General features: G+C 64.2%; 13 protein-coding genes. 9 read left to right on the plus strand and 4 right to left on the minus strand.

Features of this window, described 5'->3' with window-relative positions; all coding sequences use genetic code 11:
* Positions 1 to 10: 10 nt before the first annotated feature.
* The 3 genes from NTU39_RS01515 (at position 11) to hslU (ending at position 4,561) form a co-directional block, all read left to right on the plus strand.
* On the plus strand, positions 11 to 2,191 hold the full coding sequence (locus NTU39_RS01515; RefSeq protein WP_257959044.1) for a TonB-dependent receptor: 2,181 nt from the start codon (positions 11 to 13) through the stop codon (positions 2,189 to 2,191).
* 328 nt (positions 2,192 to 2,519) lie between these two features.
* Positions 2,520 to 3,071 carry an ATP-dependent protease subunit HslV gene (gene hslV / locus NTU39_RS01520; RefSeq protein ID WP_039394773.1) on the plus strand — a complete coding sequence of 184 codons (552 nt, stop codon included), beginning with the start codon at positions 2,520 to 2,522 and terminating at the stop codon, positions 3,069 to 3,071.
* 131 nt (positions 3,072 to 3,202) lie between these two features.
* On the plus strand, positions 3,203 to 4,561 hold the full coding sequence (gene hslU / locus NTU39_RS01525; RefSeq protein WP_039394776.1) for an ATP-dependent protease ATPase subunit HslU: 1,359 nt from the start codon (positions 3,203 to 3,205) through the stop codon (positions 4,559 to 4,561).
* A 64-nt stretch (positions 4,562 to 4,625) separates the two neighbouring features.
* On the opposite strand, the gene NTU39_RS01530 is transcribed toward hslU, so the two are convergent.
* Together NTU39_RS01530 and NTU39_RS01535 are read right to left on the minus strand one after the other, a co-directional pair.
* Positions 4,626 to 5,168, minus strand: a complete 543-nt coding sequence (locus NTU39_RS01530; protein WP_039407290.1) for a response regulator transcription factor — start codon at positions 5,166 to 5,168, stop codon at positions 4,626 to 4,628.
* On the minus strand, positions 5,165 to 6,433 hold the full coding sequence (locus NTU39_RS01535) for an ATP-binding protein (protein WP_150663919.1): 1,269 nt from the start codon (positions 6,431 to 6,433) through the stop codon (positions 5,165 to 5,167). The genes NTU39_RS01530 and NTU39_RS01535 overlap by 4 nt, the downstream gene beginning before the upstream one ends.
* A 267-nt stretch (positions 6,434 to 6,700) precedes the next feature.
* On the opposite strand from NTU39_RS01535, the gene NTU39_RS01540 reads away from it, so the two are divergent.
* Complete coding sequence (locus NTU39_RS01540) at positions 6,701 to 7,201, plus strand: copper chaperone PCu(A)C (RefSeq protein WP_257959045.1); 501 nt, start codon at positions 6,701 to 6,703, stop codon at positions 7,199 to 7,201.
* An 11-nt stretch (positions 7,202 to 7,212) separates the two neighbouring features.
* Here NTU39_RS01540 and NTU39_RS01545 read toward each other — a convergent pair whose 3' ends face one another.
* Positions 7,213 to 7,491 carry a hypothetical protein gene (locus NTU39_RS01545; protein ID WP_257959046.1) on the minus strand — a complete coding sequence of 93 codons (279 nt, stop codon included), beginning with the start codon at positions 7,489 to 7,491 and terminating at the stop codon, positions 7,213 to 7,215.
* A 456-nt stretch (positions 7,492 to 7,947) separates the two neighbouring features.
* Here NTU39_RS01545 and argB point away from each other — a divergent pair, with 456 nt between their 5' ends.
* Together argB and NTU39_RS01555 are read left to right on the plus strand one after the other, a co-directional pair.
* On the plus strand, positions 7,948 to 8,853 hold the full coding sequence (gene argB / locus NTU39_RS01550; RefSeq protein WP_150663922.1) for an acetylglutamate kinase: 906 nt from the start codon (positions 7,948 to 7,950) through the stop codon (positions 8,851 to 8,853).
* 119 nt (positions 8,854 to 8,972) lie between these two features.
* A complete protein-coding gene (locus NTU39_RS01555) occupies positions 8,973 to 9,671 on the plus strand; it encodes a Dph6-related ATP pyrophosphatase (RefSeq protein WP_257959047.1) in 699 nt (232 codons plus the stop codon).
* 10 nt (positions 9,672 to 9,681) lie between these two features.
* On the opposite strand, the gene NTU39_RS01560 is transcribed toward NTU39_RS01555, so the two are convergent.
* Positions 9,682 to 10,587 (minus strand): LysR family transcriptional regulator, encoded by a 906-nt coding sequence (locus NTU39_RS01560; RefSeq protein ID WP_257959048.1) that lies wholly within the window; start codon positions 10,585 to 10,587, stop codon positions 9,682 to 9,684.
* Between the two features lie 243 nt (positions 10,588 to 10,830).
* Here NTU39_RS01560 and mdlC point away from each other — a divergent pair, with 243 nt between their 5' ends.
* From mdlC to NTU39_RS01575, 3 genes are all read left to right on the plus strand, one after another.
* Positions 10,831 to 12,459 (plus strand): benzoylformate decarboxylase, encoded by a 1,629-nt coding sequence (gene mdlC / locus NTU39_RS01565; RefSeq protein ID WP_257959049.1) that lies wholly within the window; start codon positions 10,831 to 10,833, stop codon positions 12,457 to 12,459.
* A gap of 70 nt (positions 12,460 to 12,529) precedes the next feature.
* The gene (locus NTU39_RS01570; protein ID WP_257959050.1) at positions 12,530 to 13,999 is read left to right on the plus strand and encodes an aldehyde dehydrogenase; all 1,470 of its coding nucleotides are present in this window, start codon (positions 12,530 to 12,532) and stop codon (positions 13,997 to 13,999) included.
* Positions 14,000 to 14,064: 65 nt separating this feature from the next.
* Positions 14,065 to 15,423, plus strand: coding sequence for an MFS transporter (locus NTU39_RS01575; protein WP_150663927.1), 1,359 nt, complete (start codon positions 14,065 to 14,067; stop codon positions 15,421 to 15,423).
* Positions 15,424 to 15,462 lie beyond the last annotated feature (39 nt).

Below are 15,462 nucleotides of genomic sequence, written 5' to 3' on the forward strand. Positions count from 1 at the left end.
TAAGACCGACATGGCCATCTCTACCCTTCGCGTCGCGCGTCAACGCGCGACGACCTCGCTCGCCCTGACTTCAGACGTGGCATCCGCAGCACACCGCCGCACGTCGCCCAGACTTGCACCGCTGCCGCTGGCGGCGGCGCTCACCTTCAGCGCTTTCGCCATCACCAGCCTGTCCGTTCAGGCGGCGGAAGCGTCGACGGACTCCCCGGCAGTCGCCGCTGCATCGGCCACACCCCCGGCCGCGCCGGAAGCTGCGCTGCCCGTGACGTTCGTCACGGGCAACCCGCTCGGACGCGCCGCCGCCGACCTCGCCGCCCCGCTCACGGAACTCGACGGTCGCGCGCTGGCGCTGCGCCGCGCCACCACGCTGGGCGAAACGCTGGACGGCCTGCCCGGCGTGTCGGCCACGTCGTACGGCCCGAACGTCAGCCGCCCGATCATTCGCGGCCTCGACGGCGACCGCATTCGCGTGTTGCAAAACGGCACGGCTTCGCTCGACGCTTCGTCGCTCTCCTACGATCACGCTGTGGCGCAGGACCCGCTCTCCATCGAGCGCGTGGAAATCGTGCGCGGTCCGGCGGCGCTGCTCTATGGCGGCAACGCCGTCGGCGGTGTGGTCAACACCATCGACAACCGCATCCCCCGCGAAGCGCTCAACGGCATTTCCGGCGCGACCGACTTCAGCTACGGCGGTGCGAACCGCGAGCGCGCCGGTGCGGCGCAACTCGAATTCGGCAACGGCCAGTTCGCGTTCCACGTGGACGGCTTTGCACGCAAGAGTGCCGACCTGCGCATTCCCGGCTTCGCCCGTTCGGCGCAGCAACGCGCACGTGACGACGAAGATACGAAGCAACCGTCCGGCACCCTGCCCAATAGCGATGGCCAGACCAGCGGCGCGGCTGCGGGTGCTTCGTGGACGTGGGCCAATGGCTACGCCGGACTGTCGTACTCCGGATACGACTCCGACTACGGCACCGTTGCCGAGGAGAACACGCGCATTCGTCTGCGTCAGCAACGTCTCGCGCTCGCAAGTGAGGTGCGGAACCTGAGCGGCCCGTTCACGGCGTTCAAGTTCGACTTCGGCTACACCGACTACGAACACAAGGAAATCGAGAACGGCGTGACGGGCACGACGTTCAAGAACCACGGCTACGAGGGACGCATCGAGGTGCGTCACGCGAAGATTGGTCCGCTCGAAGGCGCGGTCGGTGTGCAGTTCTCGCAGAACACGTTCTCCGCACTCGGCGAAGAAGCGTTCGTGCCGAAGAGCGATACCACCAACGTGGCGTTGTTCGCGCTCGAAGAATGGGCCGTCAATCAGGCTGTGAAGCTCTCGTTCGGCGCACGCATCGAGCATTCGAGCGTGAAGCCGAGTTCCGGTGGCAACGAGCGCTTCGAGAACCTGCCGTCGCGTAACTTCACGCCGGGCAGCGTCTCCGCAGGCGCAGTGTTCGCGCTGGCACCGGCATGGTCGGTGGCGGTGAACACCTCATACACCGAGCGCGCGCCGACGTTCTACGAGTTGTACGCGAACGGCCCGCACCTCGCGACCGGCGTGTACGAGATCGGCAACGCGCAGGCGAAGATGGAAAAGGCCTTCTCCACCGACCTGGCGTTGCGCTACGAGAACGGTCCCAACAAGGGCAGCGTGGGCGTGTTCTACAGCCGCTTCTCGAACTTCATCGCGCTGAACAATACGGGGCAGACAGTGGAAGGCGAAGAGAAGCCGCTGCCGGTGTATCAGTACGCCGGGGTGCCCGCCGACCTTTACGGCTTTGAAGCGCAGGGCCGTGCACGCGTGTGGCAGGGCTACGGCGATGTCGACGTCGAACTGCGCGGCGACTACACCATCGGCCGCAATCGCGACACGGGCGAGCCGCTGCCGCGTATCGCGCCGTTGCGTCTGACGGCGGCGGTCATTTACGGACTGGGCCACTGGGGCGCTCGTCTGGAAATGGTGCATGCGAGCAATCAGGGACGTGTCCCGTCCAACGATCTGACGACGAACGGCTACACCACGCTGGGCGCTGCGCTCACCTATCAGTTCAAGGCGGGCGGTGCGCAGTGGCTGGCCTATCTGAAGGGCGAGAACCTGACCAATCAGGAAGTGCGTCTCGCGAGTTCGGTGCTGCGCGACATTGCGCCGCAGGGCGGCCGCGCCGTTCGCGTGGGGTTGCGCACAACGTTCTAAGCGGCGTGGCGCGCTGAGCGTCCCGCAAAATCGAGGCAATTTCCGAGAAATTGCTTCGTGGCTTCCAATTCGCGCGGTGCAATGCCGCGTGAATGTCACGATCCATGCCGCTTCGCGCGGCATCGGTCCGTCGTCGACGGCACGTCTTGCGCGATGCCGTCGACGCCTCTTGATATTCTTTCGATTGCCCTAAACTACAGTCACGTCTCGCCCGGCAGGGCGCGTCGTCACCGATCTCACCGCTTTTCAACGGTGGTTCGGCGGTGATGGACGCGACGTCCGGGCCAATCGTTACGGGGCGCATGTCGCCCCCCGAAAAGGAACAGGCATGGAGCAATATCACGGCACCACCATCGTCTCCGTTCGGCGCGGCGATCAGGTCGCGCTTGGCGGTGACGGACAGGTCACGCTCGGCAACATCGTGATGAAGGGGACGGCGCGCAAGGTCCGCACAATCTATGACGGCAAGGTCATGGTCGGTTTTGCGGGCGCCACCGCAGACGCCTTCTCGCTGCTCGATCGTTTCGAGGCGAAGCTCCAGAAGCATCAGGGGCACCTCACGCGCTCGGCCGTCGAACTCGCCAAGGACTGGCGTACCGATCGTATGCTGCGCCGCCTCGAAGCGATGATGATCGTCGCCGACGCGGAAACCACGCTGGTCATCACCGGTAACGGCGATGTGCTCGATCCGGAAGGCGGCGTGGCGGCCATCGGTTCGGGCGGTTCGTACGCGCAGGCGGCAGCACGCGCGCTGGTCGAGAATACCGATCTGACGCCGGCCGAGATCGTCAAGAAGGCGCTGACGATCGCGGGCGAAATGTGCATCTACACCAACGACAATCACATCATCGAATCGCTGCCGCCCAAGGCCGCGAAGTAACGACGGACGACGCACGTGCCGCAGCAGGTGGACTCCTGCGGCACGCTCTGCCGGCCGGTGGCTGATCGGGGTATCGACAGCCGTCCGGCCGGGCGTCGCCCTCCTTGCGAACCCCTAATCTGGCGAACGTCATGACCCATATGACCCCCTCCGAGATCGTTTCGGAACTCGACAAACACATCATCGGCCAGCACAAGGCCAAGAAGGCTGTTGCGGTGGCGTTGCGCAACCGCTGGCGTCGTCAGCAGGTGGCCGAGCCCCTGCGTCAGGAAATCACGCCGAAGAACATTCTGATGATCGGACCGACGGGCGTCGGCAAGACCGAAATCGCCCGCCGTCTGGCCAAACTCGCCGACGCGCCGTTCATCAAAGTCGAAGCCACCAAGTTCACCGAAGTCGGCTATGTGGGCCGCGACGTGGACAGCATCGTGCGCGACCTCGCGGAAATCGCGATCAAGCAAACGCGCGAAGCGGAAATGAAGAAGGTGCGCACCAAGGCCGAAGATCGCGCCGAGGATCGCATTCTCGATCTGCTGCTGCCGACGGGCCGCGAATCGTCGCGCGACATTCGTTTCGGTTCGGCGTCGGTGGAAGCCGAGCCGGGCGGCGAAGATAACGCCACGCGTCAGACCTTCCGCAAGCGTCTGCGCGAGGGTGCGCTCGACGACAAGGAAATCGAACTCGAAGTCGAGATCCCGGCGCAGGGCATGGAAATCATGGGCCCGCCGGGAATGGAAGAAATGACCGAGCAGATCAAGGGCATGTTCGCGAATCTGGGCAACCAGAAGAAGAAGCGTCAGAAGCTCAAGATCAAGGACGCGCTCAAGATCCTGACCGACGAAGAAGCGTCGAAGATGCTCAACGACGAAGAGGTCAAGCAACTGGCGCTGCGCAACGTCGAGCAGAACGGCATTGTGTTCCTCGACGAAATCGACAAGATCGCCACGCGCAGCGAAGTGGGCGGCGGCGACGTCTCGCGTCAGGGCGTGCAGCGCGATCTGCTGCCGCTGGTCGAAGGCACGACCGTGAGTACGAAGTTTGGCATGATCAAGACGGACCACATTCTGTTCATTGCGAGCGGTGCGTTCCATCTGGCCAAGCCGAGCGATCTGATTCCGGAACTGCAAGGTCGCTTCCCGATTCGCGTCGAACTCGAATCGCTGTCGGTCGAAGACTTCGAAGCGATTCTCACGCAAACGGACGCGAGCCTCGTGAAGCAGTATCAGGCGTTGCTGGCGACCGAAGACGTGAAGCTCGAATTCGCACCGGACGGCATCAAGCGTCTCGCGGAGATTGCGTTCTCGGTCAACGAGAAGACGGAGAACATCGGCGCACGCCGTCTCTACACCGTCATCGAAAAGTTGCTCGAAGACATTTCGTACAGCGCAGGCAAGCAGTCCAACGAAGTGGTCACGATCAACACCGAGTACGTGAACCGCTTCCTGGAAGAAGTGGCGCAGAACGAAGATCTGTCGCGCTACGTGCTGTAAGCGTCGTCATCGCTGCACCATGAAAAAAGGCCCCTCGGGGCCTTTTTTCTTTTCTGCGTCCGGCTTACTGCTTGACAGGTCGCTTGAGCAGCTTGCGTTGCAGCGTGCGTCGATGCATGTTCAGCGCGCGGGCCGTGGCAGAGATGTTGCCGTTGTGCTCGGCGAGTACGCGCTGAATGTGTTCCCACTCCAGTCGCGCGACCGACAGCGGCGATGGGTTTTCGATGGCTTCGTCCGCCTGCGTTTCGCTCGCATCGCTGCGCAGCGATGCGAGGATCGTGTCGGCATTGGCTGGCTTGGCCAGATAGTTGTCTGCGCCGTCCTTCACGGCCTGCACGGCGGTGGCGATGCTCGCGTAACCGGTCAGCACCAGCATGCGGGCTTTCGGTTGCAGCGCGCGCAGCGGCGCGATGAGCGGCAGGCCGGAGTCGTGGCCGAGATGCAGGTCGACCGAGATGAGATCGAACTGACGCGTGCGGGCCGCGAGCAAGGCGGCGGCGCTGTCTCCGGCGATCTGCACGTCGTAGCCGCGGCGTGTCAGGGCGCGGGCGAGCGTTTCGGCGAACACGACGTCGTCGTCGATAAGAAGGAAGTGGGAGGCGTTCATGTCTGACTCCGCGAACCGAAGAAGAAAGTGGCCATCGGCAGGCGCAATTCGGCGCGCGTGCCTTGCGGCATGTTAGGGGTGAGGGTGATGTCGCCGCCGAGACGTTGTGCGCTGGCAAAGGCGAGATACAGCCCCATGCCGTGTCCGCCGTGCGTGCTCATGACGGGCGAGTTGCCCAGCCGGGTGCGCAGCTCGGCGCTCATGCCGGGGCCTTCGTCGCAAACGGTGAAGCGTACGTCGTCGGGCGTGGCGGCCACGTCGAGCGTGACCGACGACGGACTGAAGTACGCCGCGTTATCGAGCAGGATCGTCAGGATCTGTCCGACCTGCACGGTATCTTCGATGCGCGTGGTCAATTCCGGCGGTACATGTAACTGAAATTGCACCTGCGGATGACGCAAGCGCCACTGCGTGGTGAACGCCGGCAACCATTCCGCCATCGCCTGACGAACGGGGGCTGCCGCGCGCATCTGCACATGACCGATCGCGCTCTTGCATAGCGCAATCTGTTGCTCCAGCGTTTGCAGATCGGGCTCGAAGGACTTCAGTGCGTCGTTGCCGAGACTTTCACTGCGAAGCTCGCCGACGACCACGGCCATCGTCGAGAGCGGCGTGCCGAGTTCGTGTGCGACGCTGGCGGCCTGCGCGCCGAGCGCGGCCATCCGTTCGTCGCGCAACAGACGCTGTTCGGCACGGGCGAGTTGCGCGTCGCGAGCGCGCAGGGCACGCGACATGCGCGAGACGAACCACGCGATCACCAGCACGCTGACCACGAAGTTCACCCACATCCCAGCGAGATGAAGACGCAGCAGGTTGCCCGGATCGGCGAGGTCGAGCGGCACATACTGGAAGTTCAGCGCGCCATAGGCGACGAGCGAGAGCAGCGCCAGTTGCGACGCATTGCGCCACGGCAGCACGGCGGCGGCAATGGCCAGGCCGGGCAGGAACAGCGAGACGAAGGGATTTGTCGCGCCGCCGGAGAAGAACAGCAGCGCCGTGAGCGCGGCCAGATCGACCAGCAACTGGCTCATCAGATCGAGATCGGTGCGACGCTTGGCGCGCTCGACACCGCGTCGGGCACGTATCCACGTGAGCACGTTGAACAGGACTTCCAGCGCGACGATGGTGAGCATCGGCTCTAGTGGAAGCCGCACGCCTAACCAGAGTTGCGCGACGCCGATGGTTGCCAACTGGCCGACGATAGCCAGACAGCGCAGCCAGAAAAGCTGGACGACGTTCGTTCGCTCGATAGGAAAATGAGTCATACGACAAGTGTACCAAGTCCGGGTCACGCGCCATCGGGCGTTGCGGGGCGCTGCGACACTCTGCCGCATCGGTCTGAGGCTGGGTATTACACGGGCGGCACACGCTTTTACCGACGCACGACTACAATGGTCGTTCACGTTTTGCGCGACATCTCGCCGCGCAATGTCTTCATCCGAAAGACAGACATGGATTGGGATGGACCGGCGCCGGACAGGCTTAATCGACGCTGTCATTCATCCGCCCGTCGACAACAAAAAGGAGTTTGCATGAAGCACAAGCTTTTGGTGGCGGCCGCATTCAGTCTTGGCATGGCGTCGGCCTCGGTCTTCGCCCAGTCGCAGGTGGATGTGTCCGACGCGTGGGCGCGCGGTACGGTCCCGGGGCAGACGTCGTCGGCCGTCTACATGACGCTCCAGGCACATCAGGCGACCACGCTGCTCAGCGTGAGCACCCCCGCTGCCGCAAACGCGGAAGTGCATGAAATGAAGCTCGAAGGCACGGTGATGAAGATGCGCGCCCTGCCCAAGGGATTGCCGCTGGAAGCCAACAAGCCAGTGGCGCTTAAGCCGGGCAGCTTTCACATCATGCTCACGGATCTGAAGGGGCCGCTCAAGACGGGCGACACTGTGCCGGTGACGTTGAAGTTCGAGACGGCCGATCACAAGACGTCCGAGCAACTGGTGAAGGCCACCGTGCGTGATCTGACGGCGGCGGCTCCGGCCGGTGGCGGCATGGCTGGCATGGCGCACGGCGCGCACAGTCAGTAAGCCTCGCGTCTCTAGATAGACGTGTCCGGATCGGCGGCGGTGCCGTCGACCGGCACGCCAGCGGCGACGAGCGCTGCGCGCAGGCAGGCCGGGCAGAGGCAAGCCCCCACGCCTAGCCGGGCCGACGCAGGCAGGCGCGGCCAGTCGAGGCACCAGCATTGCACCTCGTCCGCTGCGCCGTCGCTTCCCATCTTTCCGCTTCCCAACTCGACAGCCCCACACGTCACGACCGTGCCGCACTGAGGGCAGCGCGACGGATCGACCGGCTCAGTCGCTATGTTGACGGTCATGGGCGCCCCCGGTCGGCGTCACCCCAATCCCCTGCATCACCCAGCGATTTCCGTCCTGTGAGAGACGCGTCGCCGCTCATGGCCGCCTGCCAGTTGTACAACTGCAACAGCCCGGCCGCTGCCATCGACCGGCCACACGCGCCCGGGTACGGCGCGCAAACCGGGTGGCTAGCGGGGCAGAGAAGGAACACGGTAAAAATCGGCCACTGACGGGCGTCCATTAATAAGTGAAAGGGGTGATACGCACGAACGGCGCTGTGCCGCTGACGGGGCGAAAATCGCCGCTTTTGCGTTTGCGGACCGACCTGTGGGGAAGGGTAGCCACGGGCTTTTGGCGACGCAAGGGGCAGACCCTTCCGAAACCCGTCAAACCCCCGCACGCCAAGGCTTCTTGGCTGTACAATTCGCCGTGTTTCCTGGTCCACCTGCTCCATTTGTGAGAAGAACCTTCCTGCCATGTCCGATCTGCAACTGAATTCCATCGACGACATCGCACCCGCTCTCAAGGCCGAAATTCTGGCTGAGGCGATGCCGTATATCCGCAAGTATCACGGGAAGACCGTGGTCATCAAATACGGCGGCAACGCCATGACCGAAGAGCGATTGAAGCGCGGTTTCGCGCGCGACGTCATTTTGCTCAAGCTCGTCGGTATCAATCCGGTGGTGGTGCACGGTGGTGGCCCGCAGATCGATCAGGCGCTCAAGAAGATCGGTAAGCAGGGCACGTTCATCCAGGGCATGCGCGTGACGGACGAAGAGACGATGGAAGTCGTCGAGTGGGTGCTTGGCGGCGAAGTCCAGCAGGACATCGTCATGCTGATCAACGAGTACGGCGGTCAGGCGGTGGGTCTCACCGGCAAGGACGGCGGTCTGATCAACGCCCGCAAGATGATGCTGCCGGATCGTGAGAACGCCGGTCAGTTCCTGGACATCGGCTACGTCGGTGAAGTGGACTCGATCAACCCGGCAGTCGTGCGCGCCCTTCAGGACGACGCTTTCATCCCGGTGATCTCGCCGATCGGCGTGGGCGAAGACGGTCAGGCGTACAACATCAACGCCGACCTCGTCGCGGGCAAGCTCGCCACGGTGCTGGGCGCCGAGAAGCTGGTGATGATGACCAACATCCCGGGCGTGATGGACAAGGACGGCAATCTGCTAACCGACCTGTCGGCCCGCGAGATCGACGACCTGTTCGCAGACGGCACGATCTCGGGCGGCATGCTGCCGAAGATCTCGTCGGCGCTCGACGCGGCGAAGAGCGGCGTGAAGTCGGTGCACATCGTCGACGGCCGCATCGAACACTCGGTGCTGCTGGAGATTCTGACGGAGCAGCCGTTCGGCACGATGATCCGCTCGCACTGAGCCGGACGTCATGACGACAGACTGATTCAAGCGGCGGACCTTTCGGGGTCCGCTTTGCATTTGTGCGCCATGCCCCATGCGGTGAGCGTGCAACCTCACTCTCAACCTCACAAGACACCATGTCGACGCCTGCCTTCTTTTCCTGGAGTGGCGGCAAGGATTCCTGCCTTGCCCTGCATCACGCGATGTCGTGCGATACCGGCGGCGAACCGCATTACGACGTGCGGCGTCTGCTAGCGATGTTCGACGAGACGGGCGACAGCTCGCGCTCGCACGGTTTGCCGCGCGAGTTGATGCAGGCGCAGGCCGATGCACTTGGCATCGCGCTCGACATCGGTCTGGCAGGCTGGCGCGAGTACGAAGCGACGTTCGTCGCGCGGTTGCAGGCGATGCGCGCGGAGGGCATCACGCACGGACTGTTCGGCGACATCGATCTTCAGCCGCATCGCGACTGGGAGGAAAAGGTGTGTGCGGCGGCGGGCATGACGGCGGTATTGCCGCTCTGGCAGCGCGAGCGTCTCACGCTCGCGCACGAGTTCATATCGCTGGGGTATCGCGCGGTGATCGTGTGTGTTGACGGGCGGCACCTCGGGCCGGAATTCGTCGGCCGCGAGTACGACGCGTCACTGCTGGCCGATCTGCCTGAGGGTGTCGACGCCTGCGGCGAGAACGGCGAGTTCCACACGTTTGCCTACGATGGCCCGCGCTTTGCGCAGCCGGTGCCGTGGCGCATCGAACGCGTCGAGACGATTCATGGCCCCAAGGAGTACGGCGGCACGCCTTACCACCGCGCCCATATCGTCGGCGCTGGCGCTTGAGGACGTCCCCTCAATCCGGCGCAGTCAGCTTCCGTAACTCGTCGAGCAGCTTGGCGGCGGGGCTCGGCAGAATGCCCTGACGACGTCGGAAGGCGGTGAGCGTGCGCGTGGCGCGCACGGTCGCAATCGGCAGCGTGTCCATCACGCGTGCCTGCGCTTCGACGTCGTACATCGGCTCGGGCATCCACGTGAGGAAACCGCATCGCGCGACCATGCTCTTTAGCACCGGCACGGAGCGCGTCTCCACCACGATGTTCGGCAATCCCAGTCCGTGCGCGGCGAACACGCTTTGCATATGGGCGTAGGGCGCGGTGCCGCGTGGCGGAATCGCCCAGCGCTCCTCAAGCGTGTCGGCTAGCGTGATCGTCTTTCGCTCGCGCAGCGGATGGTCGCACCGCGCGACGACATAACTGTCGTCTTCCCAATGGCAGTCGGTGATGGCGACGATGTCGTCGGTATCCGGCGCGACGGTCGACAACGCCAGATCGATCTCATGCCGCATGAGTCCCTGCGCCAGTCGATCCCAGACTCCTTCGATAATTTCCACGCGCAGATTCGGCCAGCGCGTGAGCACCCGGTCGACGGCGAGCGGCAGCACGTGACTCGCGATGGCACCGACCGCGCCGACCTTGATCGTGCCTTTGGCGAGGCCGCGCAATGCGTCGATCTCCTCGCGCGCATGTTCGGCTTCGCGCGCGAGCAGCATCGCGTGCGGCAGCAGCGCTTGCCCGAACGCCGTCAGTTCCATCCCTTTGCTATGACGCTCGAACAACGGTGCGCCCAGATCCGCTTCGAGACGCTTGATCGTCCGGCTGAGCGCGGGCTGCGTGAGATGCAGTATCAAAGCGGCGCGCCCCAGACTGCCGGTCGCAACGATGGTCATGAAGGCGCGCAGTTGCTGAAGATTGAGGCTCATGGCGGACGACGGAACTCCCGGAGTTGAGACGAAACCGACCGAAGGATGACGCGATAGACGGCTGACGCAAAGTCATGCAAAAGCGTAATGACTTCGGCACGCAAAAGCAATTCCGGTGCATATATCGTCTGCCTATACTCGCAAAATCGCTCGCTCAATCACGTACGTGAGCGCGCCGCGAGCCACCACCAGAACCATGCCGTCACGCCCACGCGTCGACGGCAGCACGAGACAACCGAATCCATGAAAGACAGCCGAGAACTTCGCGCCGGTCAGCCCGCTGGCACCTCCGACACACTCACCGTGCGCGAGGTCGTCATCGATCTGATGCGCCGCCACGGCATGACCAAGGTCTTCGCCAATCCGGGGTCGACGGAACTGCCGCTGTTCCGCGATTTCCCGGAAGACTTCGAGTACGTGCTTGGATTGCAGGAAGCGGTTGTCGTCGGCATGGCGGACGGTTACGCACAGGCCACCGGCAACGCGGCGTTCATCAATCTGCATTCGGCCGCCGGTGTCGGCAACGCGATGGGCAACATCTTCACCGCGTACAAGAATCAGACGCCGCTCATCGTGACGGCGGGTCAGCAAGCCCGCTCGATCCTGCCATTCGATCCGTTCCTCGCGTCCGTGCGGGCGACCGAACTGCCGCAGCCGTACGTCAAATTCAGTCTCGAACCGGCGCGCGCCGAAGACGTGCCGCTCGCGCTCGCCCGCGCCTATCACATCGCCATGCAGGAGCCGAAGGGGCCGGTGTTCGTGTCGATTCCGGTGGACGACTGGGATCGTCCGGCCGAGACGTTGCCGCCGCGTCAGGTGAGCACGCGGGTGCAGGCCGACCCGGTCGCGCTTGCACAACTCGCGGCGGCGCTCGATGCATGCGAGCGTCCGGCGTTCGTCGTCGGCTCGTCGATCGATCGTGCGGGGGCTTTCGACGCCGTGGTCGCGCTTGCCGAGCGTCACAATGCGCGCGTCTTCACTGCACCGATGTGCGCGCGCTGCGCGTTCCCGGAAGACCACCGTCTGTTCGCGGGTTTCCTGCCGCCGATGCGCGAGAAGATCGTCGGCCTGCTTGGCGGGCACGATCTGATTCTGGTGATCGGCGCACCCGCGTTCACCTATCACGTTGAAGGCGCTGGCCCGCACGTGCCGGAAGGCGCGTCGCTGTTCCAACTGATCGAAGACCCGGGCGTTGCCGCGTGGACGCCGGTCGGCGCGTCGGTTGTGGGCAACGTGCGTCTGGGCGTGGAAGCGCTGCTCGCGCGTGATGTGCCGAACGAGCGTACAGAGCCGCCTGCGCGCGCGGTGCCGCCCGTGGCTACGGCGAATGCCTTGGGTGAGCCGATGACGACGGCCTTCGCGCTGCAAACGCTCGCCGAAGTGCGCGACGCACAGGACATCGTCGTAGAGGAAGCCCCGAGCGCGCGCTCGGTGATGCAGCAATACCTGCCGTTCACGCTGCCGGGCACGTTCTACACGATGAACAGCGGCGGTCTGGGGTACTCGATGCCTGCGGCGGTTGGCGTGGCGATGGCGAATCCGGGACGTCGCATCATCGGCCTGATCGGCGACGGCTCGGCGATGTACTCGATCCAGGCGCTGTGGAGCGCCGCGCAAGCACGCCTGCCGATTACCTTCGTCATCCTGAATAATCGACGCTACGCCGCATTGCAGGACTTCGCGCCGTCGTTCGGCTTCGGTCCGAAAGACCCGGTGCAGGGCACCGACTTGCCCGATCTCGACTTCGTTCGCATGGCCGAAGGCATGGGACTGCGCGCGCAACGCGTGGAGCAAGGCAGCGAGTTGCGCGACGTCTTGTCGCACGCCATCGCCAGCGGCGAGACGCGTCTCGTCGAACTCGTGGTGGCATGATGCACGGCGACAGCGGGCTGTCTTGCGACGGCGTCGCGCGACCCACAACGAATTAAGGAGACGTCAAACCATGTCCATCCAACAAGATCCGCAAGCCCTCACGATGCTGATCGCTGGCAAGCGCGTCGGCGCCACCAATGGCGCAACGTTCGAACGACGCAATCCGCTCGACGGTGGCGTCGCATCGCGAGCCCCCGCTGCCAATGTCGAAGACGCCCGCGCCGCGGTGCGTGCTGCGTGGGACGCATTCCCCGCGTGGTCGAACACAGGCCCCGGCGAGCGTCGCGCGCTGTTGATGAAAGCTGCCGACCAACTCGAAGCGAAGGTCGAACAGTTTCAGGTCGCGATGGCGGCGGAGACGGGGGCGTCCGGTCTGTGGGCCGGTTTCAACGTCCATCTCGCCGCGCAGGGCCTGCGTGAAGCCGCTGCGATGACGACCCAGATCGCGGGCGAGATCATTCCGTCGGACGTGCCGGGCAGTCTCGCGATGGGCGTGCGTCAGGCAGCAGGCGTAGTGCTGGGCATCGCACCGTGGAACGCGCCGGTCATTCTCGGCGTGCGCGCACTGGCGCTGCCGCTCGCCTGCGGCAACACCGTCGTGTTCAAGGGTTCCGAATTGTGCCCCGCCACGCACGGTCTGATTGCCGATGCGCTGGATGAAGCCGGATTGCCGCCGGGCGTCGTGAACTTCATCACCAACGCACCGAAAGATGCGGGCGCTATCGTCGAAGCGCTGATCGCAGAACCGGCCGTGCGCCGTGTGAACTTCACCGGCTCCACGCGCGTGGGACGCATCATTGCGGGCCTTTGCGCAGAGCATCTCAAACCGGCCGTGCTGGAACTGGGCGGCAAAGCGCCGTGCCTCGTGCTGGACGACGCCGATCTCGATGACGCGGTGAACGGCGTAGCGTTCGGTGCGTTCGCCAACTCGGGCCAGATCTGCATGTCGACGGAACGCATCGTCGTGGCCGAGTCGATTGCCGACGCTTTCGTAGACAAACTCGCCGCCAAGGCGCGTTCGCTGCCGCTCGGCGATCCGCGTAACGGCCCGGTCGTGCTCGGTTCGGTGATCGACATGGCTACGGTCGAGCGGTGCAACGCATTGATCGAGGACGCCCTTGCCAAGGGCGCGAAGCTGCTGTGCGGCGGCCGCGCCGAAACCACGCTGATGCCCGCGACGCTGCTCGACCACGTCACGTCGGACATGGCGATCTACGCGGAAGAATCGTTCGGTCCGGTCAAAGGCATCGTGCGCGTAAAGGACGACGAAGCGGCCATCGCTTGCGCCAACGACAACGCGTACGGCTTGTCGTCCGCCGTGTTCAGCCGCGACATTGCGCGCGCGATGGGCGTGGCCAAGCGCATCGAGTCGGGCATCTGCCATATCAACGGCCCCACCGTGCACGACGAAGCGCAGATGCCGTTCGGCGGCGTGAAGTCGAGCGGCTGGGGGCGCTTCGGCGGCAAAGCAGGCGTTCACGAATTCACCGATCTGCGCTGGATGACGGTGCAGACCACCCCGCGTCATTACCCGTTCTGACGTTACGTAAGACCACCATACCGCCGCAGCCGGGACACCGGAATAGACGGCCGGAGGAGACAACCGTGTCACAACCGTTTGAAACCGCCCCTGCGGGGGTGAGTGCTGCATCCGCTACATCCGGTCAGCCGCATGCCACAGATGCCCCGGCCGCTGCCGCCCCGAACTTCGGTCGCGTGGTCGCAGCGAGTTGTTTCGGCACCGCTATCGAGTGGTACGATTTTTTCGTCTACGGCTTTCTTGCGCCTATCGTGTTCGACCGGCTGTTCTTCCCGCAGCTCGATTCGATGACGGGCATGATCGCGGTGTTCGCCACCTTCGCCGTCGGCTTCCTCGCGCGGCCTATCGGCGGCATCGTCTTCGGTCACTTCGGCGACCGCATCGGACGCAAGTCGATTCTGTTGTTCACGCTGATTCTGATGGGCGTAGCGACCACGCTTATCGGCCTGCTGCCCACCTATGCGATGGTCGGCATGTGGGCACCCATCATGCTCGTGACGCTGCGCTTCATTCAGGGCTTCGCGCTCGGCGGCGAGTCCGTCGGCGGGCTGTTGATGACGGTGGAAGGCGCACCTGCGCACTTGCGTGGGCTTTTCGGCGGGCTGATTCAGGCGGCAGGGCCGACGTCGATTGTCGGCGCGTCGCTCGCCATCGTGCTCATCACCCGTTTGCCGGAAGAGGACTTGCTGTCATGGGGCTGGCGTCTGCCGTTCCTCGTGAGTCTGCTGCTGGTGGCGCTCGGCACCTACGTGCGTCTGAAGGTCGAGGAGTCACCGACGTTCAAGGCAGCGGAGCAGCATCGCGATATCGCAAAGGTGCCGGTGGCTGAGGTGCTCACGCACTACTGGCGTCCGACGCTCGTCACGTTCTTCATCTGTCTGGCAGAGACGAGCTTCTTCTATCTGGTTGCAATCTTCTCGCTCTCATACGGCACGAAAACGCTAGGCCTGCCGCGCAACGTGATGGCCGATGGTGTGCTGTACGCCAACATCCTCGCCATGCTCACGATTCCCGCGTTCGGCATGCTGTCCGACAAACTCGGACGCCGTCCGATGTTCCTGATGGGACTCGCTGCCACGGCGCTCTTCATCTACCCGTTCTTCCTGATGATGGGCAGCAAGGAGACGGCGCTTGTCGTGTGCGCCATCGTGATCGGCGCGGGCATCATCCACCCGATGATGTTCGGCCCGGAAGGCAGCTTCTTCTCGGAGTTGTTCGATACGCGCGTGCGCTTCTCGGGCGTGTCGCTCGGCAAGCAGATCGGGACGGTACTCGGCGGCGGTCTCGCGCCGATGATCGCGGCAAGTCTGTTGGCATGGAGTCACGGTCAGATCTGGCCCGTGATCGTCTACTTCCTCGTGCTCGCGGCGATGGCCCTGATTTCGACGGTGCTCGTGCGCGAGACGCGGCATCGGGTGATGTAACGCACATTAGCCATCGATGAAAGCGAACAGCCCCGCTCG

It is taken from the genome of Pandoraea commovens, from assembly GCF_024704525.1.
In the GTDB taxonomy this organism is placed as follows: Bacteria; Pseudomonadota; Gammaproteobacteria; order Burkholderiales; family Burkholderiaceae; genus Pandoraea; species Pandoraea commovens.